Genomic DNA, 21819 nt, shown 5'->3' with positions numbered 1-21819 from the left:
CTCGAAAGACGCGTGATTCGGCGCCGCCACTCAGGCGGGTTGCATGGCAGTGTGGGGTCCGGGGTTATGGGGTCGTCGGACGGATTTGAGTCCAAGAAGGTTGGAGTTACCGCGGTGGGCGAACACGGCGCCGGCCGCGACAGCGCGCTCAGTCCCTTCACTGGGCTGGGCGAGGCCGCCGCCAACCTCGTCGAGGTGCACGGTGTCATCAAATGGTTCGACGCCTCCAAGGGCTACGGCTTCATCGTTCCCGACAATGGCTGGCCGGACGTGCTCCTGCACGTCACCGTGCTGAGGCGCGACGGCTTCCAGACCGCGTACGAGGGCGCCCGCATCGTCGTCGAGTGCATCCAGCGCGCCAAGGGCTACCAGGCGTTCCGCGTGGTCTCGATGGACGAGTCGACCGCGATCCATCCGGCGCAGATGCTGCCGCCGCGCACCCACGTCACGGTGACCGCGACCAGCGGGCTCGAGCGGGCCCAGGTCAAATGGTTCAACCGGCTGCGTGGCTTCGGCTTCCTCACCTGCGGCGAAGGCACCCCCGACATCTTCGTGCACATGGAGACGCTGCGCCGCTTCGGCATGACCGAGCTGCGGCCCGGCCAGTACGTCCTGGTCCGCTTTGGGCCCGGCTCCAAGGGCATGATGGCCGCCGAGATTCATCCCGAGTCCGGGTCGCCGGTTTCTTCGCACTAAGGCGTTGCCCATTCCCGCAATCGTGAGCAGAGGCGCGCTGCCGGGGCCGCGCGCCCCATCTGGCTTTTGCGGTGATCGCCGCGTAAGGATTGTCGCAGTCCCACGCCGTCAGGCCATGCTTGCTGTCCGAGTGCCCCTCCATGAGTTCTGATCGAAAGGCCGCCTGGTTCCTTAGCCGGAGCTGGCTTGCCGCCATCCTCGTCATTGCCGCTGCCTTTGCCGTTGCGAGCGCGCCCGCCGGCGCCGCCAGCCTTCAGACGCTGGAGATCGTCACCAAGAACGGCGTTCAGGTATTCTCGGTCGAGATGGCGACGACGGAGCAGGAGAAGCAGACCGGCCTGATGCACCGCAAGGAGCTGGCGGACGGCAAGGGCATGCTGTTCGACTTCAGCCCGGAGCAGGAAGTGTCGATGTGGATGAAGAACACCTACATCTCGCTCGACATGATCTTCATTCGCGCCGACGGCCGCATCCTGCGCATCGCGGAAAATACCGAGCCGATGTCGACCAAGATCATCTCGTCACATGGTCTCGCCAAGGGCGTCCTGGAGGTGCCGGCGGGAACGGCGCAGAAATACGGCATCCGTCCCGGCGACCGGGTCGGCCACCCGCTGTTCGGCAGCAAATGGGGTCGATCGGCGGAATTATTGCCGCCTTGCGGGCGGCTTGGGAAGCTTGCTGGCGCCTTGGGAAGCGTGTATCGACAGGGCTCACCGGACATTCGGGGTATAGCGCAGCCTGGTAGCGCGGCAGTTTTGGGTACTGCAGGTCGTTGGTTCGAATCCAGCTGCCCCGACCAATCTTTTCAAGCACTTACGGCCCGAATTAGCCCGCCGAACTTCCCAGAAAATCGAGGTGGGAAGCCCATGGGAAGATTGTGAAAATCGAGACAAGGTGGTAGGCTCTGCGTCGTTCGGACAAGTCATAGCCTGCAAGGACGTGCACCCCGAACCGAGACCGGTCCCCATCAATGGGCAAGACCGCAGATGCCCCCGGATCACCGGACAAGGCGCCGACCTGATCCTCGCCCGTGAGCACCTCACGCGGTGAGTTTTGTGCTTGTTGGATTGCTGCCTGATACTTCGCCGCCATGTCCGGCAGCCGGCGCGCTCAAGGGGGCACGGCGCTTTCCTCCGCCAGCTCCAGGCATGTGCGCTCCATGCGCGCGAGCTCGTCGATGTCCTGCTGATATCGCCCCATGCGGCCGATCAGACTCCCCGTGGCGACGTGCTGGTCAAGAGGCATCGCGGCTCCCCGTAGTTGGCCGGATATAATTGCGGCTGGACTCCCTCATCGCGCTATGGTTGCGTGCGAAATCCTATAAACTTTTTGGGGGATGGATTGGAATGAAGCATTTGATTTTCGTAGCGGCTCTTTCTCTATTCGCAACCGCTGCCCAGGCGCAATATCTCAGTGGCACCGGCTCGAACCCGAGCACACACACATCGTCGGGCTATACCAACACCCACGGCACCTATGTGCAGCCCTATGTAGCGACTAACCCGAACAGCACTCAGCGCGACAACTTCACGGCTACCGGCAACGTCAATCCCTCCACCGGATCAGTCGGCATGCACCGCCCGCGGTATTGAGCATGGCGAACGATCGCGAAACAAAACACGCCGGGGTGGCTCCGGCTCCTAGCCGCCCCGGCCCGAAGGGTCATCCGCCCGTACGGCCGGCACCGTCGTCACCGCCATCCTCACCATCCCCTAAGAAGGGATGAAAGCTGAGGCGGACTGCGCTCAGCGGAGGGATCGGAAATGAAAAGGCTTGTCTTTGCCGTGGCTCTGACGATCGCTGCAAGCAATGCACACGCCCAATACGAGGAAGCTAAATCAAAATCGAGCAAACCGGAGTCGGGCGCGTCCAAAACATTGCATGATAAAGGCGACGAGCGCTCAACGACTGCGCCCGCCCACTTCGGGGTAAGGCCGGCGCCTTCACCTCAACCTTCCTCGTCCCGTCCCAAAAGGGCTAAAGACAGGCGATGACTGAAATCAATGATGGTCCGAGTGAAACCAATGATGGTCCGAGGTTCAACGCGCTTCGCAATTCCATCTACCATACGGCGCGTCGAGAATACTACGACACGCTAAATCGGCTCTTCAATTTCGTCGTCATAATTCTTGGGGCGGGCGTTGCAGGAAAGGCCTCTAAGCTTTTTCACGTCGAAGAATTATGGCTCGAATTCGGTGTTCTAATTTTTGCGACGGCCCAATTGACTTTCGATTTCGGTTCGAAAGCCCGCACCCACGAATTTCTTCAGCGCAAATACTACGATATACTGGCCGACATCGAACTGGAGTTAGAGGTTAATCCAGCAAAATGGAACTCAAAACTTCACACGATCGCCGGCGAAGAACCAATGCCGATGCGCGCGTTAGACGCGTTAGCTTATAATGCTGCTTTGGATGCAACTACTAGTGATCCGGAAATCAAGAGGGAAAACAGACTTCGTGTGCCGTTCTGCCACCGATTATTCCGACACTTCATTGCTCGTGATGGGTATGAATATCGACTGGAGAGCGAACCGATTTCTCTGTGGCAAAGGTTCTTGAGTTGCTTCAAATCTTGAGGAGGGAAATCAATGCCGAGATTTGGGAAGGCGAGAAAGGCCAAGAAGTCCACTAGACGATCGGCCAAAAAAAGAAGGGCTGTCGCGAAGAAAGGCCCCGGTGTTCGGCCGGCTCCAAAGAAGAAACCTCCGAAAAAGAAGCCTCCGAAGAAAATGGCCGCCTAGTTGTTCTCGCCTCGTCGTTCATGCGCTGAGCGCGGGGCCTGGGTCCCGCGCCTCGTTGCTACCGCCTCAGCCTTCTGGCGTGGTCCATTGCCGGTCGCGCTTCCTGTGTAGTCGGCGCCGGCGCTTCATGACTGCCGCTCCAGGAGACGGGCCCGGAGATCATGGGCGCGGTCCGAGATGATCTGCATGACGCGGTGCATCCCATCAATGGCCGTATCCGCGTCAGGTTGCGCCAACATCACAACGAGCAAATCCGTCAGCAGAACGATGTCTGTGATGTCCGCCTCGTTCTCGAAGCGATCGGGGAGATGAAACTCGACGACGTTGCTCATTTCCGCGCCTCCAGAGCGAACTCCTCGGCGATGATCTCAAGGGCAAGCGCGAGCTCGCGGGCTGCCGCAGCGCCTTTGCGCAGCTCGGTAATCGGGTCACTCCCCCAACAGCCGATCTCCTCGCCTCTCTGGATCCGCCCCGCGATGGTCACAGCAAGGGACACTCGGTTGCAAGGATGCCGAAGCAGGTTGCGCTTGCGGCTGGCGAGCTGGCGCCGGGTCGTGCGCGGCTCATAGCCCTCGGGCGTAGGATTGCGCAGCTCGCGGACGTTCGATGCCGGCAGCTTGCCCGGGAACGTGACGACGTTGGACTGGCTCGGAACGGGCCTGAGAGAGTCGCTGGTGCGTTCTCCCGTTTCAGGCTGTCCGGTGGCAGGTTTGGACGAAAACGAATCCACGGACTCCGCTCGCGGCGGAAACATGGATCTTTCGATGGTCATGGTGGTGGCTTTCTAGATTGGCTGTTCAAGGCCGATGCCGGTGACGGACCGGCAGCCGGGAGTTGAACACCTGCTAGAAACAGGCGGATGGCCTTTAAGCTTTCGCTCTGGACATAGCGCACCCCTCCCGGCCATAATGGCCAGGTCGGTGCACCCGCCAAGGTGCATCCAGCATCAGACCCCGCCAAGGGTCCATGCATTCGGCACGCTTCCGACGCCAATCGGTTGCACGCCTATTCTAGTCCGGGTGTTCAAGCCCACGGACATCATCAACTGATTTGGTGAATTTTGTCTATCCCCTTTCGGGGCGCCTCGGCGCGCCCGCAGCACGGTGGATTGTGGGGATGGAGACCGATTTGGATTCGTCAGGGCCGGCCGGAGGCGACAGCTTCATGGTCCCCTCGGGAGACCCCCATGACGACGCCATCACCTCAAACACTCGATCGCGAGAGAGACAAACTCTTCCTGACCGACGCCGAACTGATCCGTCGCCTTGGCGTGCCAGAAAAGGTCTTCCGCCCGATGCTACCGGGCCTCGAAAGCAAATATGGCTTTCCGCGAAAGCAGACCCTGTTCGGAGCAAGGCGCTATTGGCCGGCCGTCAAAGCGTGGCTCGACAAGCACAACGGGCTGCCCGACCCGTCGAAGCTGACTCGGTGACGGGCTCATGGCCTTGCTCACGATCAAGCAAGCGGCCGCTGCATTGAGCGTCTCTCAGCAGTGGTTGAAATATTGGCTGGTCGAAAACCCAGTCGACACGAACGGCATACCGTTTTACTTGCGGATGGGAAATCGATTCAAATTCGAGCCGCCAGATATCGAAAGGATCGTCGTGCATCTGCGGCTACTCGAAGCGACCCGACTTGGTCCAAGCATTATCTCGAAAGGCAAGCTGCCAGGGCTCATGGCGAAGGTCGGCGACTACGATCACCTTGTCGCAGTGCGCGAGGCGGCAGAGCAAAGGAAACGGTCGCCGAAGCCGGTTTCGCTGGAGGCTAAGCTCCTCGGCGAGTTGGCCATTGCAAGCGTCTTGGGACCGAGACCACCGAAAAAGCCTCCAAAGCGTCGATTGAGGCCCCCAGCACAAAAAGCCTCAGGCACCTGAGTCGCGGCGGGTCGAAGGATCAACGATGGCAATCCACCGGAGAGTTTGGGGGAGCGAACTTGCGCGCGCCCCAGGTTGCGGGCACAAACGACAGCAATGTCAAAGAACCGACATGATCGCCGAGCTGAGGCTGTGAAGGCTCGCAAAACCCCTGATCCGCTCAAGGTTTTCATGAACGCGGAGCGTTTTCGCATTGCAGATCTGGTTCTGCGCGGCAGCCAAGACCAGCGCGTTGCGGTCGCTGTTGCCAGTCCTGCCCTGGTTCTTTCGGCGTTCGCCTCCGAACTCTATCTAAAGTGTCTGATCCTCATTCAAAGCGCCCGACTTGAGCATGGTCACGACCTGCACCCGTTATTCAAGAAGCTGGAATCGCAATCGCAAAGACGCGTCGAGCAAAAATGGAATGAGTGGGTCTCGAGCCCTGAGCGAAAGCGCATCTATGAAGCGCTGAAGAAGATAAGTGGTGAGAGCATCCCGACCGATCTTGACTGGTCTCTGAGAAACGGCGGTACGGGCTTCGTCGACATGCGTTACCTCCATGAGGTGGAGACCGGCCCTCGGTTTTTAATCGGCGATCTCCCGCAAATCCTACGAGAGGAAACTCTGCAACACAGGCCGGAATGGACGTCTCTCGGACATGGTCCGATGACTCCCGTTCCTGGCTTCGAAAACCCTATGCCAAACAACATGCCGTGACTCGGCCGCTGATGCGGCAGCGACATGGGAATCAATGCCTCACTCGTGAAGAAGGCCAGTATGGTGATCCAATTCGCTCCTTTGGAAATAGAAACTCATCTCCCACCATTCGACATAACGAAAATTCCCTATAAAGATAGGGATTCGGCGATGATGATTTGGAACAGCGTATCAGCCCTTTCGAATTATGGAGAGACATTCGGAGCCGCAGTTCAACTCTTCGAGTTCGCACTAAGTCACGCGCAAGAGCTGTGGGCAATGAGACCGCCTCAGCCGACTGAGGGATCCCTGGACGAAATTATTGCTATCGGAGATAGCCGTCAGGCTATCCTGAACGAGATCATGCCGCGATTTAAGCTTTTCCAGGAGTGGCAATCCATTGCCGCTCGTGACGGCGCTATCAGCATTTTCAATGTGATCGAAGCAATGAACGGCATCAAATCCAGTGTGTTCGCCTGTCCGTCAATTCGAGCGCTCGTCGACCGAGGCGCGTTCGGTGAAGCGGAGCGGATCCTGGAGGGTCGCTTTCCAGACTACGTGTCTATAAGACATGCTGTGGCGCACGCAGGCGAATTCTTAAGCCGCGAGAAGGAACGGAGGAAGCATTCCGTGAGCGCCGGCCTAGACGACGGACGATTCAAACCAGCAGGAGCCACACTTTTTGTCGGACCTTCCCTCAACGGCAGGGAATTTGCGGTCACGGCCAGAGGTAAGTTATTGAAGTACGAGGTAAGCCCGGAGAGCTTCGAGCATATTAAGAGCGCGATCCTCACGTTCCAGGCTGCATTTCATCCAGCGATAAATCCGTTTCATTTTAGGGCGCGATGATCACTTGCTCGCCACGATCCGCCAGAAGGTGCCTATGGTGCTAACAAGGATCGTCCACGGCCGCGCCTGGATCGTTATTTTCCTACCAATGTCCAATTGGCCCCGTTGTGCCATAGGTTCAGCTTGAGCGCGCCGCCACCCGCCGTGGCGGTCGTCCCCCAAGTCGTACATGCGGTATCTCCGCACGAGGCTGCTAAACCGTCGATGATGAATGCCCGTTTACCCGCTGCCGAGACGGGTAAGGACGCAAATTTCGGATATCCGCTCATCAGTTCACCATTGGCAAAACCTGCCTGGCTATTGTCGCCGAAGGTGACATTCGTTGCATTTGCCCCTGTGTGTCCGGATAACCAAAATCCGCCTGCATATGAATTTGGATCGATGGATTGGTTGCCGTCAACTATAACGGTGGCCATGTTACCGGCGGTAGTTTGAAGTCCGATTGCGGCACCGAATGTTCCGGCCGACCCACTACGGTTCGGTGCGACCATTTTGTTATTCAGGATGCTGGTATAGTAGACGACCGTGCTGCCGAAAGAACTGTCAGCGGCGATGCCGATACAGTCCTCACCGCATTGCTCAACCAAATTCCCTTCGATCGTATTGGCAACAGCGCTTTCCGTTGATGCGCTTTCTTGGGATAGGACGATGCCGCCTGTGATGCCCCCACTAACCTTGTTTTGATAGACCTTGGTATAGGAAACGTTGTTCAAGCTAAGCAAATCACCGTTGCCAATTGCGGCGGCGACGTTGGTTTGAGTGCCAGTGTGGTCCAAGGTTAGAGACGTGTTGCTGTTGACTGCGGTGATAGCAAATTCAACGCCACCATTCACGAGAAGAAATTGCCCCGGCTGCACGCCCGCAAAATTGGTCCCGCTGACCCACGTTGCAGTCGAACCGGAGACCGTTACGTTCATGGCCGATTGCGCGCCGCCGGTTGCGACACCGCCCGCTATCGTGTTGCCGCTGACATCGTTACGGTCACACTGATATAGATAAATCGCGTGCGACATTGCTCCGGTTAGGGTGTTGTCTCGAACCTGACCGTACATAGGAAAAGAAGGCGTCGCGCCTGAAAGTCCAATCCCAGCGGCAAATACGTTGGAGATATTATTTCCGACGATATAGGGATATGTTCCACTCCCGGAAATGCCGCCGCTCGCAGCATTTTTGATGGTGTTGAACACAATTCTGACATTGCTGGCAGTACCAGCGTGAACTAATCCGACTGATCCACTGCCTGTGTTATTAGCGCGGTTGCCGTCGAGTGTGCAGTGATCCAACTGTGCGCCGTTCGCTGGCCCGCTGAACATATCGATGAACACGCTGAGATTAGCACCGTTAGCCTGTGTGATTGTTGCTCCGTTCTGGCAAGTAAGCCGAGAATTCGGTTGCATCGCGATGGCGGAAGCAATTCGGAAAGTCCCGGCAGGCAGCATAGCCGTCACACCAGATGCGAGAGCACTGTTGATCGCTGGTGCGCTGTCACTCACACCTGTTGGATCGGCGCCCCACCACAGCGGATTCGCCACGATCGATTTCGAGCAGGTCCATGAGCCAGTCGTGCGAACAAGCAAATAGCCGATCGTGTTGCAGTAGACGGCGTCAAACCAAGTGGTTGCGCTCGTCGGCGCCGGTGGAATTCCTCCTCCTGGATAGACCGGAATCTGATTTGCCGTGGCTGCGCTCTGGGCACCATTAATGGTGCCCACCATCAGCCAATGTCCGGCCCCGTCTGTAATTAAAATATAGGCCGCGTTTGGCGAGTTGATCGTGAGAGGCGCAACACCGCCGTTTATGAAATCGCTACCTGTTCGCTGAATAGTGATAGTGCGCGAACTTGAAGTCTGCGCGCCGAGATCTGCAATGTATAGCGACTGACCAGGGCCAAAAGTGGTCGATGCGGGCAGCGTCCAGGTATGAGATCCCAGGATCGGATTCGTCGAGTCCGTTGTGACCACACGATCGGTGCTTTTGATTTGATAGTCTAAATCCCCCACCTTGGTGACGCTGTAGAGGTTCAGAACTTTCAAGAAATCATTGAAGCTGACTGCCCAACCCGGGTGGCTGAAGCCGTACAAGTTGGCGACAATGCTGTTTGGCGGCAGGTTTTCGTACTGTTGCGCGCTCGCGGGAGCGGCGATCAGCCACGCGAACAGACCGACGGCCCTGATCAGGTTCTTCATGGTGATGCCCTTTCTGTGCTGGCGGATCTGCTCACGCACCGCCTGTGCCGAGCCGTTGCAGCGTCTCGACGAATTGCCCGTACGGCAGATTGTTGGCTTTGCAGGAAGCGATGACGCTCCGGTAAAAGGCGATGTCGCTGGCGAGCTGAGCTGCCGCCACAGCGGCCGATCCGCCGCCGGTCAACACCGCCTGCGCCAGTGCGTTCTGCCTGTTCCCTTCCGCGGCTGAGCAAGCCGCCGCATGGGTGCGGTTGACGTGATCGATCACCATCCTACAAATCTCCCATCTCGTTACGTTCGATCGCGCTAAACCTTCGGGACGCGGCTTGCCGATTCCCAGCGCGTGATGATGTCGTTGTGCTTTGTCATCTGCCGGAGAGCTTCCGGCTCGGAATCGCCGTAGCGCTGCTGGAAATCCTTGCTCGCGAGGGCTTGCCGTTTCCCCGTGACGGCGGCCTGGTACTCCTCGCTGGTGGGCGGCTTGCCCGAAAGAGTGTCTTGGATCTCACCGGAGGTGATGCCTCGCGATGCGAGGTAGTCCGCTCCACCCTTTGCCCAAGCATCCGAATTTGCCATCGCACCTGATCCGGTTGTCACCGCCCTGGTCAGGTCGCTGAATTCCTTGCGGGCATCCGCGTCGCCATTGAGGTAGCGGTCGGCCCAGGCACTGTCCGCCATTCTGGCGTCGAGCGCGCTGCGCGCATCGGTCGCTGACATCACGGTCATACGAATCTTCCTTTCAGTTTGAGTTTTTCGCAGGCCGCGTCGAACACCCGGGACGCGCGCTCATGAAAGCGGAACGGAAACATTTTCCGCCCGGCGTCATCGTTGTGGAAAATGTCGCCCTGCGTCACCGGATGCCAGCAGGACGCGCTCGCGTCGGTGCAGCCACCACCGAGGACGCAGCCATAGGCGACGCCGCGCAGACACCGTCGCGGGCAAACATCGCGCCCGATACCCGCGATAGCCTCGGCTGGCGGTAGGTCGTGCACGGCTTTCCGCCATGCTGCATGGGCGGCCACATCGTCCTGTTCCGCCAGACCGACGGCGTCGATGTTGCGGTCGATCTCGAATTCAAGGTCCTGCACCTGCCGACGCAGCGCCGACAACGCAGCGCGCGCGCCAGGCTCTCCTCGTGCCGACGCCACTAGCGCGGCCGGCAAGTTCGCCTTGAGGCCTGCGAACTCGAGCTCGATCACCGAGCGGTGCTTGCGCATCGCGGGCACGGTCAGGGCCGGGGGATCGAATGGAACATCCTGCGAGGGGGGAGGGGCCGGCGTCGACATAGCGCGCGGCGAGCTGCGCGCCACCGCGACCGACGGACGCCAGTGCGAGAGGATGGTCACGCAGCACGACCTTTCTTGGCCTGTGCGGCCTCAGCCTCATGGCTGGCCTCAATGAAGTCCTTGAGGATGCACCTCGTGAGATTGGCTAGCTTCCGGTGTTGCGACTGCGCAATCCGCTCCAGCGCTGCGCGATCTGCGCTCTCCATGCGCAAGACCACCTGTTCGTCGAGATTTCCGCTCATAGGCCCTCCGTGCTTGTTGGCCCTATTTCTGCGACGCATTGCACGTCCGAACAACGCACCAAGGGCCGCGGAATCTTGGGACGAAGGCGCGGGACCCAACGCGGGTGCATCCGCGCCGCCATCTCGGGATCCTCGACCAGAACAACGGCGGCTATGCCGAGACCGAGCGCGTCGAGCACCGCCTGCAGCGTTTCACCGGACAGATTTTTCCGCGGTACCGGTGCCAGCGCCTTGCTGCTATATCTGTCACTCCAACCCACCAGCGTGTCGATTGTCTCGTGCGACAGGTTCAGAGCTTCCTTGCGAGCGCGCAGCGCTTCCACGACTTCCAGCTTCGTGCGCAGTAGCGGGCCAAACGTCATCGCCCTGCCTCGCGCAGTGCAAACGAACGCAGTTTTTCAGCACGGCGCCGCCAAAATTTTGCGTGACCTCGATGCAACAGGTTTTTCGGAGCGGCCGCGAAAGGGGATGAGCAGCTCGATCTAGACGAGGTCGCCGGATTTTCCCCCCACCCCCCGTCGATCGAAAAGGGGGCCCCAAGGCGTGCCAGCCCGTGCGGCGGCAGCATCAGCCGTTTCGCCAGCGGTCCGGCCACCACATCGCGGGCGGGCGCATTCCGTCCTGAAGGTCTCGATCTTCCCATGGCGTTCCCAGGGTGATTTGCGGCCCATGATTACCACATCCAATGGTCTGTAAATACAGGGGAATGCAAAGAACTACAGGCAGTCCACAAGACTGCTGGTCGGTGATAACCGTTAGTAACCTCGGCGACTGTTTGGCGGGCCGTAAAACGCGAGTCTTTGCCGATGGTTGAGCAAGAGGCGCGGGTGGCGAAGCCGGCTTCGGTCGTTACGTGTGTTGGATGGAGAACGAGGTCTAACTCAGGATCATCCCCGGCCTAGGTCTTAGCGCTCTCTTGGCCTTGTTGAATGTCAACGTGACGGTTCGCGTAAGGAGGTCTCGGATCGCTGTGGCGAAATCGTGAGACAGTCTGACCCCTACCATATGGAGAGATATATGCTTGGACCCTACTGTCTCACGGCTTGATGAGACAGTGTGGTTCGAGCATATAGGTCGCATCTCTCGCGTGCGTGCGTGTGCGCACTGCCGCGTCCGCGGGTCTTTCTAGTTCTTGGTACTACTCTCTCGGATAGCGCGCGCGAAAACTGTCCGCTCACTGCAAAGCCGGCTTGGCCTGCTGTCGATACCATGTCGCTTTCGAGACGCCTTGAGCGATCCATGGCTTGCCGTGGCCGATCGCAGCGGCCTCGTATTCGTGCCGTGGTTTCACGCCTTTCGCACGCCGTCTGTCGCGGCGAGCTTTGCGTTTGATCAACGCGATCTCGGCGGCGGCCTCTGCTCTCGTGATGTCGAATGCCCAGATGGTGCCGATCTTCAGCTTCTTGCGCTCGGCCCATGTCAGGCGCACCAGCTTGCCCATGGTGTCTGCGCGGTACCTGAGCGGCTTGGCCAGCGCGGCGGCGACAAGTGCCTCTGTCTCGGCCGGACGCATCCACGGGGCCCGGCGCGCCAGCCACGCACCAGCCCGAACGTGGGGTAGGGTGGTGCCGCCGATCTGCACAAGGTGGTGGACCATAATCTTGGCATCTTCCCGCCCAGCATCGTCGTCCGGAAGGACACGACCGTAGCGATGGTCGAGCAGGCGATCGAATTCGGCGACCCTGACCGGGGCCATGCTGAATTTGCGGCCATTCCGGTGGCGGACCTGGATCTCGCGCTTCTTCGCCTTGACGATTTGTGGGTCCGGTCTGGTCATCCGCGGAGCACGTCGTTCCAGTCGGTGCCGACGCGCTCGGGAATGCGAACGTCTACTACAACACGTCCGGCGAGCCGGGCAGCGAGGGCATAGGCGGCCCGCTGGCCGGTGCCGCTATCGTCGTGGTCGCCGAAGATCACCAGGCGGCGGACTTCCGGGGGCGGCTCGAACTTCTCCACGCCGCCGGCGTTCAGCGCCGCCCAGGTCGGCACGCCGAACATCTGGATGGCAGCGAAGGCAGTCTCGATGCCTTCGGCGATGCCCATCTCGTCGGCGAGGGCTGTCAGCCGCACCGCGCCGCCCGCCGGAACGCTGCCCGGGCAGAACATACGAACCTTGCCGACATCGGCCTTCTTGCCGTCGGTGGTGATGTAGGTCCGGTGGATGGTTGCAGGCTTACCGGCGGCGTCGGACACCCTCGCGAGCATCGCCGGATGCCATGACGCCGGCGGCCCGCTATGTCGCACGCGCATGCCGGTTCGGAGGCAGCTAGGGTAATTATGCATGCCGACAGCACGCGCGCGTAGCCAGCGGTCGACGGGATCGTCGGCCTGTATCGGGCCGCCGCTTGCCCACAGCCGATTTAGCGCGGCACGCTTGTCCTGATCGGAGCGCTCTACGCGGATCGGCTCGACCGCGGACTCGCCCAACAGCCGCTCGATCTGCTCAGCGACATCACGGAAGGGTCGCTTCGTATATTTCAACGCGAGGGCGATGCCGTTGCCGCCCAGGCATTGATTGCAATACCAGGTGCCCTTGCCGTTGAGGTCGGTGAAGCGCCAGCGGTCCTTGCCGCCGCACATGGGGCAGGGGCCGTTCTTCCTGCTGAGAAACCTCTTGTCGATGCCGAGGGCCGGTAAGATCGAGGTCCAGCGTCCGCGGGCACGCTCGTGCAGCGGCGTGGCGTTATAGGTCACCGCCATGACGATGACCCTTTCGCCTTTGCAAAAGCGATCTGCCTTGACTTAACCCAAGAGCGGGTTGCGGTGGATGGCGCCAGCGTCGGAAGGTCGTTCCATTTCCAGGGCGGGAAGTGGCCGAACTTCACCTTGTGCTGCTGAGCCGCCCACCCATCCTTATAGCTACGCTCCTGAGCGATCGACCTGAGTTCGCAGAAGAACTTGATCTGCTCTTGCTGCTCTCCTGATTTCGCAGCGTTGCGCGATTTAAACTCGACGAGCTCGCCGTCCTTGTTGACAACATCGCACTTCGGTTCGGGCTTGAAACCACAAGCCGGACAGATCGGCATTTTCGGCGGCTTCAGGAACGTGCACTTGGGGCACTTCTTCGGCAGCGCCTCCTTGGGCTTGGCCTCCTGCTTCTGCCGCTCGCGGCCATCGTCGAGCTTGTCGTGGTGAATGTCCGTGACGAAGCCAAGCCGGAGGTGATTGTCGCTGTGATCCAGGATCAGGCAATCGCCCTTGCCGTGGGCAGTGCGGAGACCGCGGCCGATCATCTGCACGAACAGCATCTCGGACTTGGTCGGCCGGGCGAGGATGATGCAGCGAACGTCCCAGTCGATGCCGGTGGTGAGGCATCCGACATTACAGACGACTTCGACCTCGCCAGCATGAAAGCGCTTCGCAATCGCGGTGCGCTCATTGGCGTGCGTGTAGGCGTCGATGTACTCAGCAACAACGCCCGCAGCGATGAATTTTTGCTGCAGGTTCTTGGCGTGCACGCGGTCGACCGCGAAACACAGAGCGGGGCGGCCGCGACCGCGGTCCTTGAACGTGTCGACGACGTCGGCGACGAGGCCGGACTTGTCCATCGCCTTCGATAAGTCGCCCTCGTGATAGTCCCCGGCGAGCGTGCGTACGTCCGTCAGGTCGGGAGAAGAGGGCGCAAACACACGGAAGCGCGAGAGGTAGCCAGCCTCAATCAATTCGCTGGTCGTCGCCGCGATGATCAACTTCTTGTAGATCTTGCCCAACCCCTTCGACCACGGAGTGGCAGAAAGGCCGATCACCGGAATGTTCGCCATCTCAGGGCGCGCGAGCCAATTCCTAACGAAGTCGAACTGCAGGTGCGCTTCGTCAATGACGACGAGATCGAAATCCAGAAAGTGCTTGCGGCGCGTCAAAGTCTGCACGCTCGCGACCTGAACGGGCCGTGCATAATTGGTAAGGTGGTGATCTGCCTGTATGACACCAACGTCGCGGATACCGTCGGCGTAAAAGCGCTCGATGGTCTGGTCGACAAGTGAGATTGCGGGAACAACGAAGGCAATGCGCCAGCCCGCAGCGCGCGCTTCGATGATCAATTCGCCCGCTGTTTTGGTTTTGCCTGCCCCGGTCGGTGCCATGAGCATAATGCGGCGTTCGCCTTCCTTGATGGCAAGGCGAACGGAGCCAAGAGCTCGCTCCTGGTGAGGATGAAGGGTCGCGCCCATATTGTGCCTTTCGGCGGGCGGGCCTTGCGAACGACAGCGGGAACGATTACGACAGCAGCGTCGATGTGGTGGTCGGCAAGCTGAAGCGTTCCCACGACTCGTGTGCGAAGACCTCGCGCGCGGGTCGTGTCGTTTTAGGAGGCGATAGCGGTCTCGCCGCGGATGCACTTGCGGAGATCGCCCAGGCGGCGGCCACGCTTGCGGGCGGACAGCTGGATAGCAGGCACCGGATTATTACGGCGCAGCGTCCAAATCGACATGTCGAGCATGAGAGCCGACAACTGATCGTCGATCACGCAGTCGTCGGGCAACGTTGCGGTGCGGTTGATCTTCTCGATCTGCTCGGGGGTCATTGCGGATGCGCTCCTGTGCTTGTTCGTGCACAAGGTGCGGGTGCCGGCGACCTCTGAAAATTGGAGACGTTTGTCTTCGAAAGTTCCTGGAAGTTTTGCGCCTAAGAACTTCCAGTTTCCAATTTAATCCATTCGTCCCATTCGCGATTGAAGCGCCGCATGGAGGTCGGTCCCTCCCATGTTCCTGCTTGAAGGCCTTCCTGACGCTCACGGAGAAGATTGCGCAGATGTTTGTCAACCGTCGGCAGCGTAGGTCGGTAGCGGGGCGTCAGCTGCTGATCCTCGGCCAGGTGTGAGTTTTCCTCTACGATTTGGCGAGCAAGCTCCGCGACATTAGGCTTTTCCATAGAATCATAGCGCTGAAGGAGCGCCCAGTTTTTCAGCTCGTTGATGCGAGTTTTTGAGGGCGGCTTTCCCCACTCGAAAAATATCTCGCGGGCTTCCTTTTCGCTGTGATGCTGCTTGATCAGGAGAAACAATTTCCAGGCCTCTAGCTGGGCCCCGGCCAACTGCGTCACGTCGGCTTTGAAGAGTTGGACTAGCTTCTCCGACATCAGGCTATCCTCAAGGCCGTGACGTTGTCGCCTTCGACAATCCAGGCGAGATGATCAGCCCACCGTTTGAGCGCGACGACGCGCTCGCGGAGATACAGTGCCTTGTTGTAGGTGCCAGCGACCCCTTTCTTGCCGCTTTGAACGCTCGATACGTGGTTCAGGATAGCCTCGACCACGTGCGGTAGCATGTCGAGCTCGTCGTTCATCTTAGTCGACAATGTCCGGCGAAAATCGTGAGGCCGGTACGGCTCCAAGGGACGTCCCAGCTCCCTTGCTATACGCTCGTCGAGACGCTCCTTGCACCGCGACCAGCCGGAAAAGCCGCCCTGGCCGATACCAAATACGAAATCGCGGAGTTTGCCGTCGGCGTCTGCGCGCACTGGTCGCGCGTCAAGCAGGGCCTTTGCCGCGGCGGCTAGCGGCACGAGGTGAGGGCGTTTGTTTTTTGTCCGCTCGCCCGGCAAGTCGATTGCATCGATCTCATAGGCAGTCAGATCGGGGGCGCCGTCCTCGCCGCGCTTCGCTTTGACCTCTGTTTTTCCGATTTCCGAGCGCCGGAGATTCGCTATCTCGTCTGCACGCTGGCCGGTGAGCATCATCAATTTGAGTATGGCGCCGTGGTCGTCGTCACCGGCGTGCTTCCAGATCAGGCGCAATTCGAAGTCCTTCAGGACGCGCTCGCGGCTTTTCTCTTCGGCTCGATTGGTTCCGGCCGCCGGATTGATCTCGGGCCCGGAGCCTTCGCCCATTGCCCACGAAAAAAAGTCGCTCAACGTCGATCGAACCCGGTTCCTCGCGACGGGACCACTTTTTGTCTCAACGGTGCGGAGCACGCCGGCAACGTCATGCTGTTTGATCTTGGAGATCTGCAGCCGGTTGAGGGGCCGGGAGTGTTTCAGGATATGGCGCTCGGTCTCCTGATAGCTTCCTGGCCGCGTTTCGATTTTCTTCTTGGCGAGATAATCGGCCGCCATTGTCTCGAATGTGTCACTTGCTCGAGAGCGGCTCTGGACCTTCTCACCCTGAGGATCCTTCCCGTGCTTCACATCGAGCGACAGCTGCATGACGCGCTCGCGGATGCCGAGGTTTGGCGCGCCGTTCTTGCCCTTGGAGGATTTGAAGCTCTCCGCCGTCGCCGGGCCGAGGGACACTCGGCGCTGCTTCTCGCCGAGGGCGTATTGGAATACCCAGTTGCGCGAGCCGCCGGCGCGGACGCGAAGGCCGAAGCCGGGGATGTCGTCGTCAAAGAAAATCTGGTCAGCCTTGCCGGCATCGAGCCGGGCCGAGGCGAAGGTCTTAGCGGTCAGCTTCATCTGATTTTCCGAACTCTGGGAAGGCCATGGGAAGATCGCGCCTGCTCACGGGCGCTCATCAACGCTCGCTCTGACTGCTGGTATCTCAATGATTTTAGGGCTTTGCAAGGAGGAAAGTGGCGCTATGCACCGCCTTGCTCATTCCTGCTCGTCAGGAGGCCTGCTTTGGGTACTGCAGGTCGTTGGTTCGAATCCAGCTGCCCCGACCAGTGTTTTCAAACACTTAAAGCAAAATAGGCCGGTCTTTCCGTCGCAGAAATTGTGATTGGAAAGTTCATGAGGAAGGCGCAAGCAGGGCGCATTGCTTCGCCAAATGCCGGCGGAAGCGCGCCAAGCGCGCGACCCCGACTGATCTCTTCATACGGCGACCAAGGGCATTTCCTTGATAGCTTCCCATTGCTGGGTTGAAGTCGTACCTGACCACGCGTTGCGCTCGAGATTTGGCTTCCATGCGGCCGCCGGATCGAGATTGCCGGACTTCGTGAAGAAGGCGTTCGCTCCGTAGGTCGATACAGCCGCCAACCCGTACCCGTGCTCCCCGCAAAGCTTCGCAAGGGCCGCGAGCGACGCGCCGTGGTACCAGCCAGTTGGATGCTTCCGGTGGCGAACAAAGGTGGGGTCATAAGGAACGGTGACCGAGGCAGACTCAAAACTGGCGTTGTACTCGATCGAAATGATCGACGGACCAATCCCGATCAGCTTTTCGAGAAACCAGTAGTTGTTGCCATCCACGTCGATAGAGAGAATGCCGAGGCGCTCGAATTTGGTTCGAATGAAATCAAGATTGTCGAGAGAGAGAGAGAAAGCTGTTTCGAATATCGATCCAGGTCGGAAGCAACACCTTTGCGTCTTCGACTTGTTCGGCCGATCCGTCAATCAAGAGCCCCTCCATTCGGGCTCGTTGGCGAATGCCGCACAGTTGAATTTCACGGGGTGGAAGCCAAACTCAACAAATGTCTTCGGCGCCGCTGTGGTCGCGGCAAGATCAGTTAAAATGTCCGCTTCATCGGCTTCGCTCTTGGTCCCGTGTTTGAGCTGCATCAGGCGGTAGCGAAGCCTTCGAAGCTGCGGGATAGATTTAAGAAAGGCGCGCATGGTGCCCAATCCGTCGATGGCTGAAACAGCATAGATATCGTTCAGAAACAATTTGCAATGTTCATCCCGCGCAAATCGCGTCGTGAGCTTGGCGAGTCCTTGGCGGGCCACGCTCTCAGCGCCTGATTTCGACGCGTTCCGCGTTGAAGGGAGAAGGCGAGGGACTCTATCTGCGTCCCACCGGAGTCTCCTTAAGGCGAGGTCATCATGTCGATCAGTGCGATTGCTGCGGTGGTGACGACGTCCCCATCGACCGCAACCACTCGGCGACGGCGCTCAGAGCACGTCCAGCACCATTTCCAGGGTCTGAGCCCAGCGATCGCTCATGCCGGGACACGCGTCCCGGAGCGCCTGACCAGTCCAGACCAAATGAGCAAAGTTTATCGAACCTTTGGACGTCGCCACAGATATATGGGTGTTGGGAATTTCAGCGCCCAATGTCTAAACGGACGCCGCCAAGCGATGATATTCCGCTTGCGCGGCGTTGCGCTTTTCGGAGCGGGCAATCAGCTCGTCGCGTACCAGCCGAGCGGAAACGGCAGGAACGGCCAGATCCCATGGTTGTCGTTCGAGGCTTTCGGTAGTTCTTGAACGGAAGTTTTCACGGCCGGAGCAGGCGGCGTCGATGGCACCGCCAACCGCAGACAGGCACACTGCAAATTCATTGTGGTCGCCCAGCCAGTAAGCATTTTTCAAAATTGAGCAGTTCAAAATTGCCACGCGTCCTCAAAACGGCGCGCTCATTCTCAAATCGCGTTACCCATTCTAGAAAAATTGGCTGTGGCTTTCAACCGGTCTTACTGCCCTCTCGCGACAGGTAAGGTTGACCGGTTAGGTTAAGGCAGAGCTGTTGTTGCGGCCGCCTTGGCGAGTGTTATCAACTCGGTCCCGGCGCGCGATGGGCTGCCTGGAATCTATGCTCACACAGAGTCACAGTTCGTCGCGGCGCTCATATCTTGTGAGTTCTGGGTCATGTCTTTCGATCGCAACGTCCAGACCGTCAATACGCAGTGTCCAGCTGGGCCGATATCTGGCACCTCTGGACCGTGATCATGCCGCGCCACTCGATCAACGGGCAGCTTGTCTACGGTAAGGTCTGGCGGCGCCACGACGGCCGCGACAGGATCTACAAGCAATTCACCGAGTACGACAGCAACGACGCGGCTTGAGCTGGCGCTGCTGCCGCCGGGATCAGTCCGCCTTCGCCGCCGCCGGCTTGGACGGCGGTGGCTTCAGCGGCTTGTCCTGCCGCTTCGACCAGGAGATGTAGTAGGCGACCGTCGTCATGATCGCGATGCCAGCGACGCTGACGAAGATCTGCGCGAACAGCGAGCCCGAGCTCATCGACAGCTCGAAATGGCCGACGAAGGACAGGAACACGCCGACGCAGAACACGGCGAGCGATTGCTGGCCGCAGACGATGATCGGATCGAACCCCTTCCATTCCAGCCCCGGCCATTCCTTCGGCACGAAGCGGATCACCAGGATCACGATCACGACGAAGTGGATGAAGCGGTAGGGCGCGAGGTTGGTCTTGTCGTTCGGGTTGAAGGCCGAGAACAGCCACTGCGGGAACATGCCGCCGAGGGTCGGGAAGCGGCCGGCCATGGTCATGATCAGCGCGAACAGCAGATAGCCGAGGCACAGATAGAGTGTGAGCGGCGCGTTGATCACATTCATCGAGCGCCGCGCCCCGCCCATCGCGCACCAGGCGCCGAACACGAACAGCACCTGCCAGCAATACGGGTTGAAGTACCATTGTCCCGCCGGATAGGCGTTCAGATTCCAGCCGAAGTGACGCGCGGTCAGCCACAGCACGATCGATAGCACCATCGTCAGGTCGGGCTTGCGCAGCATGAACCACAGCACCGGGGGAAACAGCCCCATCAGCACGATGTAGAGCGGCAGCACGTCGAGATTGAGCGGCTTGAAGCGCAGGAACAGGCCTTGCCGCAGCGTCTCGGTGGCATTGTCGACGAGACCGGCCACGTTGAACTCATTGATCATCTCGGAATCGCCGAAGCGCAGCGCCAGATAGCTGATCGAGGCGATGTAGATCACGAACAGGATGATGTGGGCGACGTAGAGCTGCCAGACCCGCTTGGTGAGCCGGGTGGCGCCGACGAGGAAACCCCGCTCCAGCATCATCCGCGCATAGACGAAGGAGGCGGTGTAGCCGGAGATGAAGACGAAGAGATCGGCGGCGTCGGAAAAGCCGTAATTGCGGGTCGTGATCCAGTTCACGACATTGTCGGGGATGTGGTCGAGGAAGATCGCCCAGTTCGCGATGCCGCGAAACAGGTCGAGCCTGAGGTCGCGGCCTTTTTCGGGAAGCGTTGCGTTGATGTTCAGGAAGGCCATGCGACGGGAGCTTTCGGAGGGAATAGATAGGCTGATGTCGGCGAGGTAGAGCCGCCGGGCGGGAGCCCGGCGCGGAAGGCGGGTACACAATTGTCACGGCGCAGCATAATGACTATACCCATCGGCTAGGTTACCGGGGGCCCGGAATCACCGATCAGTTCCCGAAAGGTGTCTCTATACTAGCTATCCCGGCGTTTTCCACCAACTGCTACCGTGACGCATCGAAATCGAACGAAAAGACGCAAAGAGGCCCGGATCACCCATGACCGCACGCATTTTCAAGCCCGCCAAAAACGCGATGCAATCCGGCCGGTCCAAGACCCGGGAATGGCAACTCGATTACGAGCCGGAGCAGCCGCGCGCAGTGGAGCCGCTGATGGGCTGGACCTCGTCCGGGGACATGAAGCAGCAGATCACGCTGCGCTTCCACAGCAAGGAAGAGGCGGTCGCCTATTGCGAGCGCAAGGGCATCGCCTACCAGGTGATCGAGCCCAAGGAATCGGCGCGCCGGCCGGTCGCCTATGCCGACAATTTCTCCTTCCGCCGCGGCGAGCCCTGGACGCATTGAGGCTTGCCCAACGGCCAAGACTCTCGTTCGTCCCCGGGCTTGTCCGGGCACCCCACGTCCTGGGCACATGAAAGAACGTGGATGGCAGGGACAAGCCCGGCCATGACGGTGGAGAGGCACTCCGCTCGTAGGCGATAGGGTCGCACGTGTTGGTCCCATCCACCGATCAGGCGGTGGCCCAGCTTCTGCCCCTTGGCAGCGATTCCACCGCGTGCTTCGCTGATGCGAGGCGTGACGGGATGGCGAGGTGGGGTATGGCCGGGCGTGACCAGCTCGACGGCGTCGATCTGAAGATATTATCCGAGCTGCAGCAGGACGGGCGGGTCCGCAACAACGAGCTGGCGCTTCGCGTCGGCGTGTCCGGGCCCAACTGCGTGAGGCGGTTGAAATCCCTGTTCAGCCGCGGCGTGATCCGGGCGATCCGCGCCGTTATCGACGAGCGGCTGCTCGGCTATGAGGTGGTGTCGTTCGTCACTATTCAACTCGCTAGCCAGGCCCAGCCGGTGCTGGAATCCTTCGAGAGCTCGATTGCCGCGATCCCGCGCATCCAGCAGTGCTGGCGGATTTCGGGCGATACCGATTATCTCCTCAAATGCGTTGCGCCGAGCGTGGAGAACATGCGCCAGCAGCTGCTGCATTTCGCCGCGATGCCGAACGTCAAGAACGTCCGCAGCTTCCCGGTGCTTGGCGTGGCAAAGGATGTGCCACTGCCATTGCAGGGGCTCGCTGCGTCCGCTTCGGCGGGCTAGAGGCGAGCTATGCAGGAAAGTGGGTGATGACGGAATGAGATAGGCGGCGTATCGAGGCGGGTGTCGAGCCTGCCAGAACCTCTCAAGGAGAGCGATACGCCAT

At 59.8% G+C, this 21819-nt stretch carries 29 protein-coding genes, 1 tRNA gene and 1 pseudogene; 12 read left to right on the top strand and 19 right to left on the bottom strand.

Annotated elements, in window-relative coordinates; genetic code table 11:
* The first annotated feature begins 66 nt into the window (after positions 1-66).
* On the top strand, positions 67-696 hold the full coding sequence (locus tag IVA82_RS06100; protein ID WP_247379968.1) for a cold-shock protein: 630 nt from the start codon (positions 67-69) through the stop codon (positions 694-696).
* A 722-nt stretch (positions 697-1418) separates the two neighbouring features.
* Positions 1419-1495 (top strand) — tRNA-Pro (locus IVA82_RS06095).
* Between the two features lie 311 nt (positions 1496-1806).
* On the opposite strand, the gene IVA82_RS48485 is transcribed toward IVA82_RS06095, so the two are convergent.
* On the bottom strand, positions 1807-1941 hold the full coding sequence (locus IVA82_RS48485; RefSeq protein WP_256469623.1) for a hypothetical protein: 135 nt from the start codon (positions 1939-1941) through the stop codon (positions 1807-1809).
* A 101-nt stretch (positions 1942-2042) separates the two neighbouring features.
* On the opposite strand from IVA82_RS48485, the gene IVA82_RS06090 reads away from it, so the two are divergent.
* Positions 2043-2288, top strand: coding sequence for a hypothetical protein (locus tag IVA82_RS06090; RefSeq protein ID WP_247379965.1), 246 nt, complete (start codon positions 2043-2045; stop codon positions 2286-2288).
* A gap of 398 nt (positions 2289-2686) precedes the next feature.
* Positions 2687-3274 carry a hypothetical protein gene (locus IVA82_RS06085; RefSeq protein ID WP_247379962.1) on the top strand — a complete coding sequence of 196 codons (588 nt, stop codon included), beginning with the start codon at positions 2687-2689 and terminating at the stop codon, positions 3272-3274.
* Positions 3275-3564: 290 nt separating this feature from the next.
* On the opposite strand, the gene IVA82_RS06080 is transcribed toward IVA82_RS06085, so the two are convergent.
* Both IVA82_RS06080 and IVA82_RS06075 read right to left on the bottom strand, forming a co-directional pair.
* Positions 3565-3771, bottom strand: coding sequence for a hypothetical protein (locus IVA82_RS06080; RefSeq protein WP_247379959.1), 207 nt, complete (start codon positions 3769-3771; stop codon positions 3565-3567).
* Complete coding sequence (locus IVA82_RS06075; RefSeq protein WP_247379956.1) at positions 3768-4169, bottom strand: hypothetical protein; 402 nt, start codon at positions 4167-4169, stop codon at positions 3768-3770. The genes IVA82_RS06080 and IVA82_RS06075 overlap by 4 nt, the downstream gene beginning before the upstream one ends.
* A gap of 456 nt (positions 4170-4625) precedes the next feature.
* Here IVA82_RS06075 and IVA82_RS06070 point away from each other — a divergent pair, with 456 nt between their 5' ends.
* From IVA82_RS06070 to IVA82_RS06055, 4 genes are all read left to right on the top strand, one after another.
* The gene (locus IVA82_RS06070) at positions 4626-4871 is read left to right on the top strand and encodes a winged helix-turn-helix domain-containing protein (RefSeq protein WP_247379954.1); all 246 of its coding nucleotides are present in this window, start codon (positions 4626-4628) and stop codon (positions 4869-4871) included.
* Positions 4872-4878: 7 nt separating this feature from the next.
* Positions 4879-5316, top strand: coding sequence for a hypothetical protein (locus IVA82_RS06065; RefSeq protein WP_247379934.1), 438 nt, complete (start codon positions 4879-4881; stop codon positions 5314-5316).
* Between the two features lie 132 nt (positions 5317-5448).
* Positions 5449-6012, top strand: coding sequence for a hypothetical protein (locus IVA82_RS06060; protein ID WP_247379931.1), 564 nt, complete (start codon positions 5449-5451; stop codon positions 6010-6012).
* Positions 6013-6036: 24 nt separating this feature from the next.
* Positions 6037-6840 (top strand): hypothetical protein, encoded by an 804-nt coding sequence (locus IVA82_RS06055; protein WP_247379928.1) that lies wholly within the window; start codon positions 6037-6039, stop codon positions 6838-6840.
* A 74-nt stretch (positions 6841-6914) separates the two neighbouring features.
* Here IVA82_RS06055 and IVA82_RS06050 read toward each other — a convergent pair whose 3' ends face one another.
* The 12 genes from IVA82_RS06050 to IVA82_RS05995 all read right to left on the bottom strand — a co-directional run bounded on the left by IVA82_RS06050 (position 6915) and on the right by IVA82_RS05995 (position 16694).
* Positions 6915-9026, bottom strand: coding sequence for a glycoside hydrolase family 55 protein (locus tag IVA82_RS06050; RefSeq protein WP_247379926.1), 2112 nt, complete (start codon positions 9024-9026; stop codon positions 6915-6917).
* A 31-nt stretch (positions 9027-9057) separates the two neighbouring features.
* On the bottom strand, positions 9058-9297 hold the full coding sequence (locus tag IVA82_RS06045) for a hypothetical protein (protein ID WP_247379923.1): 240 nt from the start codon (positions 9295-9297) through the stop codon (positions 9058-9060).
* 35 nt (positions 9298-9332) lie between these two features.
* Positions 9333-9752, bottom strand: coding sequence for a hypothetical protein (locus IVA82_RS06040; RefSeq protein WP_247379921.1), 420 nt, complete (start codon positions 9750-9752; stop codon positions 9333-9335).
* Positions 9749-10372, bottom strand: a complete 624-nt coding sequence (locus IVA82_RS06035; protein WP_247379899.1) for a hypothetical protein — start codon at positions 10370-10372, stop codon at positions 9749-9751. The genes IVA82_RS06040 and IVA82_RS06035 overlap by 4 nt, the downstream gene beginning before the upstream one ends.
* Positions 10369-10554: a hypothetical protein gene (locus IVA82_RS06030; RefSeq protein WP_247379896.1), complete on the bottom strand. Its 186-nt coding sequence runs from the start codon at positions 10552-10554 to the stop codon at positions 10369-10371. The genes IVA82_RS06035 and IVA82_RS06030 overlap by 4 nt, the downstream gene beginning before the upstream one ends.
* Positions 10551-10916 (bottom strand): hypothetical protein, encoded by a 366-nt coding sequence (locus IVA82_RS06025; RefSeq protein ID WP_247379893.1) that lies wholly within the window; start codon positions 10914-10916, stop codon positions 10551-10553. The genes IVA82_RS06030 and IVA82_RS06025 overlap by 4 nt, the downstream gene beginning before the upstream one ends.
* A gap of 812 nt (positions 10917-11728) precedes the next feature.
* Complete coding sequence (locus tag IVA82_RS06020) at positions 11729-12331, bottom strand: hypothetical protein (protein ID WP_247379890.1); 603 nt, start codon at positions 12329-12331, stop codon at positions 11729-11731.
* The gene (locus tag IVA82_RS06015) at positions 12328-13254 is read right to left on the bottom strand and encodes a toprim domain-containing protein (protein ID WP_247379885.1); all 927 of its coding nucleotides are present in this window, start codon (positions 13252-13254) and stop codon (positions 12328-12330) included. Before IVA82_RS06015 ends, IVA82_RS06020 begins: the two co-directional genes overlap by 4 nt.
* A complete protein-coding gene (locus IVA82_RS06010; protein WP_247379884.1) occupies positions 13245-14723 on the bottom strand; it encodes a DEAD/DEAH box helicase in 1479 nt (492 codons plus the stop codon). Before IVA82_RS06010 ends, IVA82_RS06015 begins: the two co-directional genes overlap by 10 nt.
* A 134-nt stretch (positions 14724-14857) precedes the next feature.
* Complete coding sequence (locus tag IVA82_RS06005; protein ID WP_247379881.1) at positions 14858-15076, bottom strand: hypothetical protein; 219 nt, start codon at positions 15074-15076, stop codon at positions 14858-14860.
* A 101-nt stretch (positions 15077-15177) separates the two neighbouring features.
* Positions 15178-15630: a hypothetical protein gene (locus tag IVA82_RS06000; protein ID WP_247379878.1), complete on the bottom strand. Its 453-nt coding sequence runs from the start codon at positions 15628-15630 to the stop codon at positions 15178-15180.
* Positions 15630-16694: a tyrosine-type recombinase/integrase gene (locus tag IVA82_RS05995; RefSeq protein ID WP_247379875.1), complete on the bottom strand. Its 1065-nt coding sequence runs from the start codon at positions 16692-16694 to the stop codon at positions 15630-15632. The genes IVA82_RS06000 and IVA82_RS05995 overlap by 1 nt, the downstream gene beginning before the upstream one ends.
* Between IVA82_RS05995 and IVA82_RS05990 the strand changes: the two genes are divergently transcribed.
* A complete protein-coding gene (locus tag IVA82_RS05990; RefSeq protein ID WP_247379872.1) occupies positions 16668-17180 on the top strand; it encodes a hypothetical protein in 513 nt (170 codons plus the stop codon). The two genes, IVA82_RS05995 and IVA82_RS05990, sit on opposite strands and share 27 nt — an antisense overlap.
* Before the next feature lie 120 nt (positions 17181-17300).
* On the opposite strand, the gene IVA82_RS05985 is transcribed toward IVA82_RS05990, so the two are convergent.
* From IVA82_RS05985 to IVA82_RS05975, 3 genes are all read right to left on the bottom strand, one after another.
* Complete coding sequence (locus IVA82_RS05985) at positions 17301-17819, bottom strand: hypothetical protein (protein WP_247379870.1); 519 nt, start codon at positions 17817-17819, stop codon at positions 17301-17303.
* Positions 17820-18149: a hypothetical protein gene (locus IVA82_RS05980; protein WP_247379867.1), complete on the bottom strand. Its 330-nt coding sequence runs from the start codon at positions 18147-18149 to the stop codon at positions 17820-17822. It abuts the gene before it with no gap.
* 330 nt (positions 18150-18479) lie between these two features.
* Positions 18480-18758 carry a hypothetical protein gene (locus tag IVA82_RS05975; protein WP_247379864.1) on the bottom strand — a complete coding sequence of 93 codons (279 nt, stop codon included), beginning with the start codon at positions 18756-18758 and terminating at the stop codon, positions 18480-18482.
* A 252-nt stretch (positions 18759-19010) separates the two neighbouring features.
* Here IVA82_RS05975 and IVA82_RS05970 point away from each other — a divergent pair.
* Positions 19011-19207: pseudogene (locus IVA82_RS05970) on the top strand (hypothetical protein).
* A gap of 22 nt (positions 19208-19229) precedes the next feature.
* Here the strand turns inward: IVA82_RS05970 and IVA82_RS05965 are convergent.
* Positions 19230-20399, bottom strand: a complete 1170-nt coding sequence (locus tag IVA82_RS05965) for an OpgC domain-containing protein (protein ID WP_247379858.1) — start codon at positions 20397-20399, stop codon at positions 19230-19232.
* Between the two features lie 262 nt (positions 20400-20661).
* On the opposite strand from IVA82_RS05965, the gene IVA82_RS05960 reads away from it, so the two are divergent.
* A complete protein-coding gene (locus IVA82_RS05960; RefSeq protein ID WP_247379855.1) occupies positions 20662-20967 on the top strand; it encodes an ETC complex I subunit in 306 nt (101 codons plus the stop codon).
* Between the two features lie 254 nt (positions 20968-21221).
* The gene (locus IVA82_RS05955) at positions 21222-21716 is read left to right on the top strand and encodes an Lrp/AsnC family transcriptional regulator (protein WP_247379852.1); all 495 of its coding nucleotides are present in this window, start codon (positions 21222-21224) and stop codon (positions 21714-21716) included.
* The last annotated feature ends 103 nt before the right edge of the window (positions 21717-21819 follow it).

The sequence above is a fragment of the Bradyrhizobium sp. 142 genome (assembly GCF_023074015.1).
Lineage (GTDB): Bacteria > Pseudomonadota > Alphaproteobacteria > Rhizobiales > Xanthobacteraceae > Bradyrhizobium.
The sequence above is the reverse complement of the archived record's forward strand: the minus strand, read 5'-3'. Positions and strand labels throughout refer to the sequence as shown.

Excerpts from the sequence above, each read along its gene's own strand:
- IVA82_RS06085 (WP_247379962.1), top strand. The coding sequence starts at position 2,687 with ATGACTGAAATCAATGATGGTCCGAGTGAAACCAATGATGGTCCGAGG.
- IVA82_RS06030 (WP_247379896.1), bottom strand. The coding sequence starts at position 10,554 with ATGAGCGGAAATCTCGACGAACAGGTGGTCTTGCGCATGGAGAGCGCA.
- IVA82_RS06005 (WP_247379881.1), bottom strand. The coding sequence starts at position 15,076 with ATGACCCCCGAGCAGATCGAGAAGATCAACCGCACCGCAACGTTGCCC.
- IVA82_RS06090 (WP_247379965.1), top strand. The coding sequence starts at position 2,043 with ATGAAGCATTTGATTTTCGTAGCGGCTCTTTCTCTATTCGCAACCGCT.
- IVA82_RS06025 (WP_247379893.1), bottom strand. The coding sequence starts at position 10,916 with ATGACGTTTGGCCCGCTACTGCGCACGAAGCTGGAAGTCGTGGAAGCG.
- IVA82_RS48485 (WP_256469623.1), bottom strand. The coding sequence starts at position 1,941 with ATGCCTCTTGACCAGCACGTCGCCACGGGGAGTCTGATCGGCCGCATG.
- IVA82_RS06000 (WP_247379878.1), bottom strand. The coding sequence starts at position 15,630 with ATGTCGGAGAAGCTAGTCCAACTCTTCAAAGCCGACGTGACGCAGTTG.
- IVA82_RS06100 (WP_247379968.1), top strand. The coding sequence starts at position 67 with ATGGGGTCGTCGGACGGATTTGAGTCCAAGAAGGTTGGAGTTACCGCG.
- IVA82_RS05995 (WP_247379875.1), bottom strand. The coding sequence starts at position 16,694 with ATGCAGCTGTCGCTCGATGTGAAGCACGGGAAGGATCCTCAGGGTGAG.
- IVA82_RS06010 (WP_247379884.1), bottom strand. The coding sequence starts at position 14,723 with ATGGGCGCGACCCTTCATCCTCACCAGGAGCGAGCTCTTGGCTCCGTT.
- IVA82_RS05960 (WP_247379855.1), top strand. The coding sequence starts at position 20,662 with ATGACCGCACGCATTTTCAAGCCCGCCAAAAACGCGATGCAATCCGGC.
- IVA82_RS06050 (WP_247379926.1), bottom strand. The coding sequence starts at position 9,026 with ATGAAGAACCTGATCAGGGCCGTCGGTCTGTTCGCGTGGCTGATCGCC.
- IVA82_RS06045 (WP_247379923.1), bottom strand. The coding sequence starts at position 9,297 with ATGGTGATCGATCACGTCAACCGCACCCATGCGGCGGCTTGCTCAGCC.
- IVA82_RS06020 (WP_247379890.1), bottom strand. The coding sequence starts at position 12,331 with ATGACCAGACCGGACCCACAAATCGTCAAGGCGAAGAAGCGCGAGATC.
- IVA82_RS05965 (WP_247379858.1), bottom strand. The coding sequence starts at position 20,399 with ATGGCCTTCCTGAACATCAACGCAACGCTTCCCGAAAAAGGCCGCGAC.
- IVA82_RS06055 (WP_247379928.1), top strand. The coding sequence starts at position 6,037 with ATGGGAATCAATGCCTCACTCGTGAAGAAGGCCAGTATGGTGATCCAA.
- IVA82_RS06080 (WP_247379959.1), bottom strand. The coding sequence starts at position 3,771 with ATGAGCAACGTCGTCGAGTTTCATCTCCCCGATCGCTTCGAGAACGAG.
- IVA82_RS06015 (WP_247379885.1), bottom strand. The coding sequence starts at position 13,254 with ATGGCGGTGACCTATAACGCCACGCCGCTGCACGAGCGTGCCCGCGGA.
- IVA82_RS06070 (WP_247379954.1), top strand. The coding sequence starts at position 4,626 with ATGACGACGCCATCACCTCAAACACTCGATCGCGAGAGAGACAAACTC.
- IVA82_RS06040 (WP_247379921.1), bottom strand. The coding sequence starts at position 9,752 with ATGACCGTGATGTCAGCGACCGATGCGCGCAGCGCGCTCGACGCCAGA.
- IVA82_RS05955 (WP_247379852.1), top strand. The coding sequence starts at position 21,222 with ATGGCCGGGCGTGACCAGCTCGACGGCGTCGATCTGAAGATATTATCC.
- IVA82_RS06065 (WP_247379934.1), top strand. The coding sequence starts at position 4,879 with ATGGCCTTGCTCACGATCAAGCAAGCGGCCGCTGCATTGAGCGTCTCT.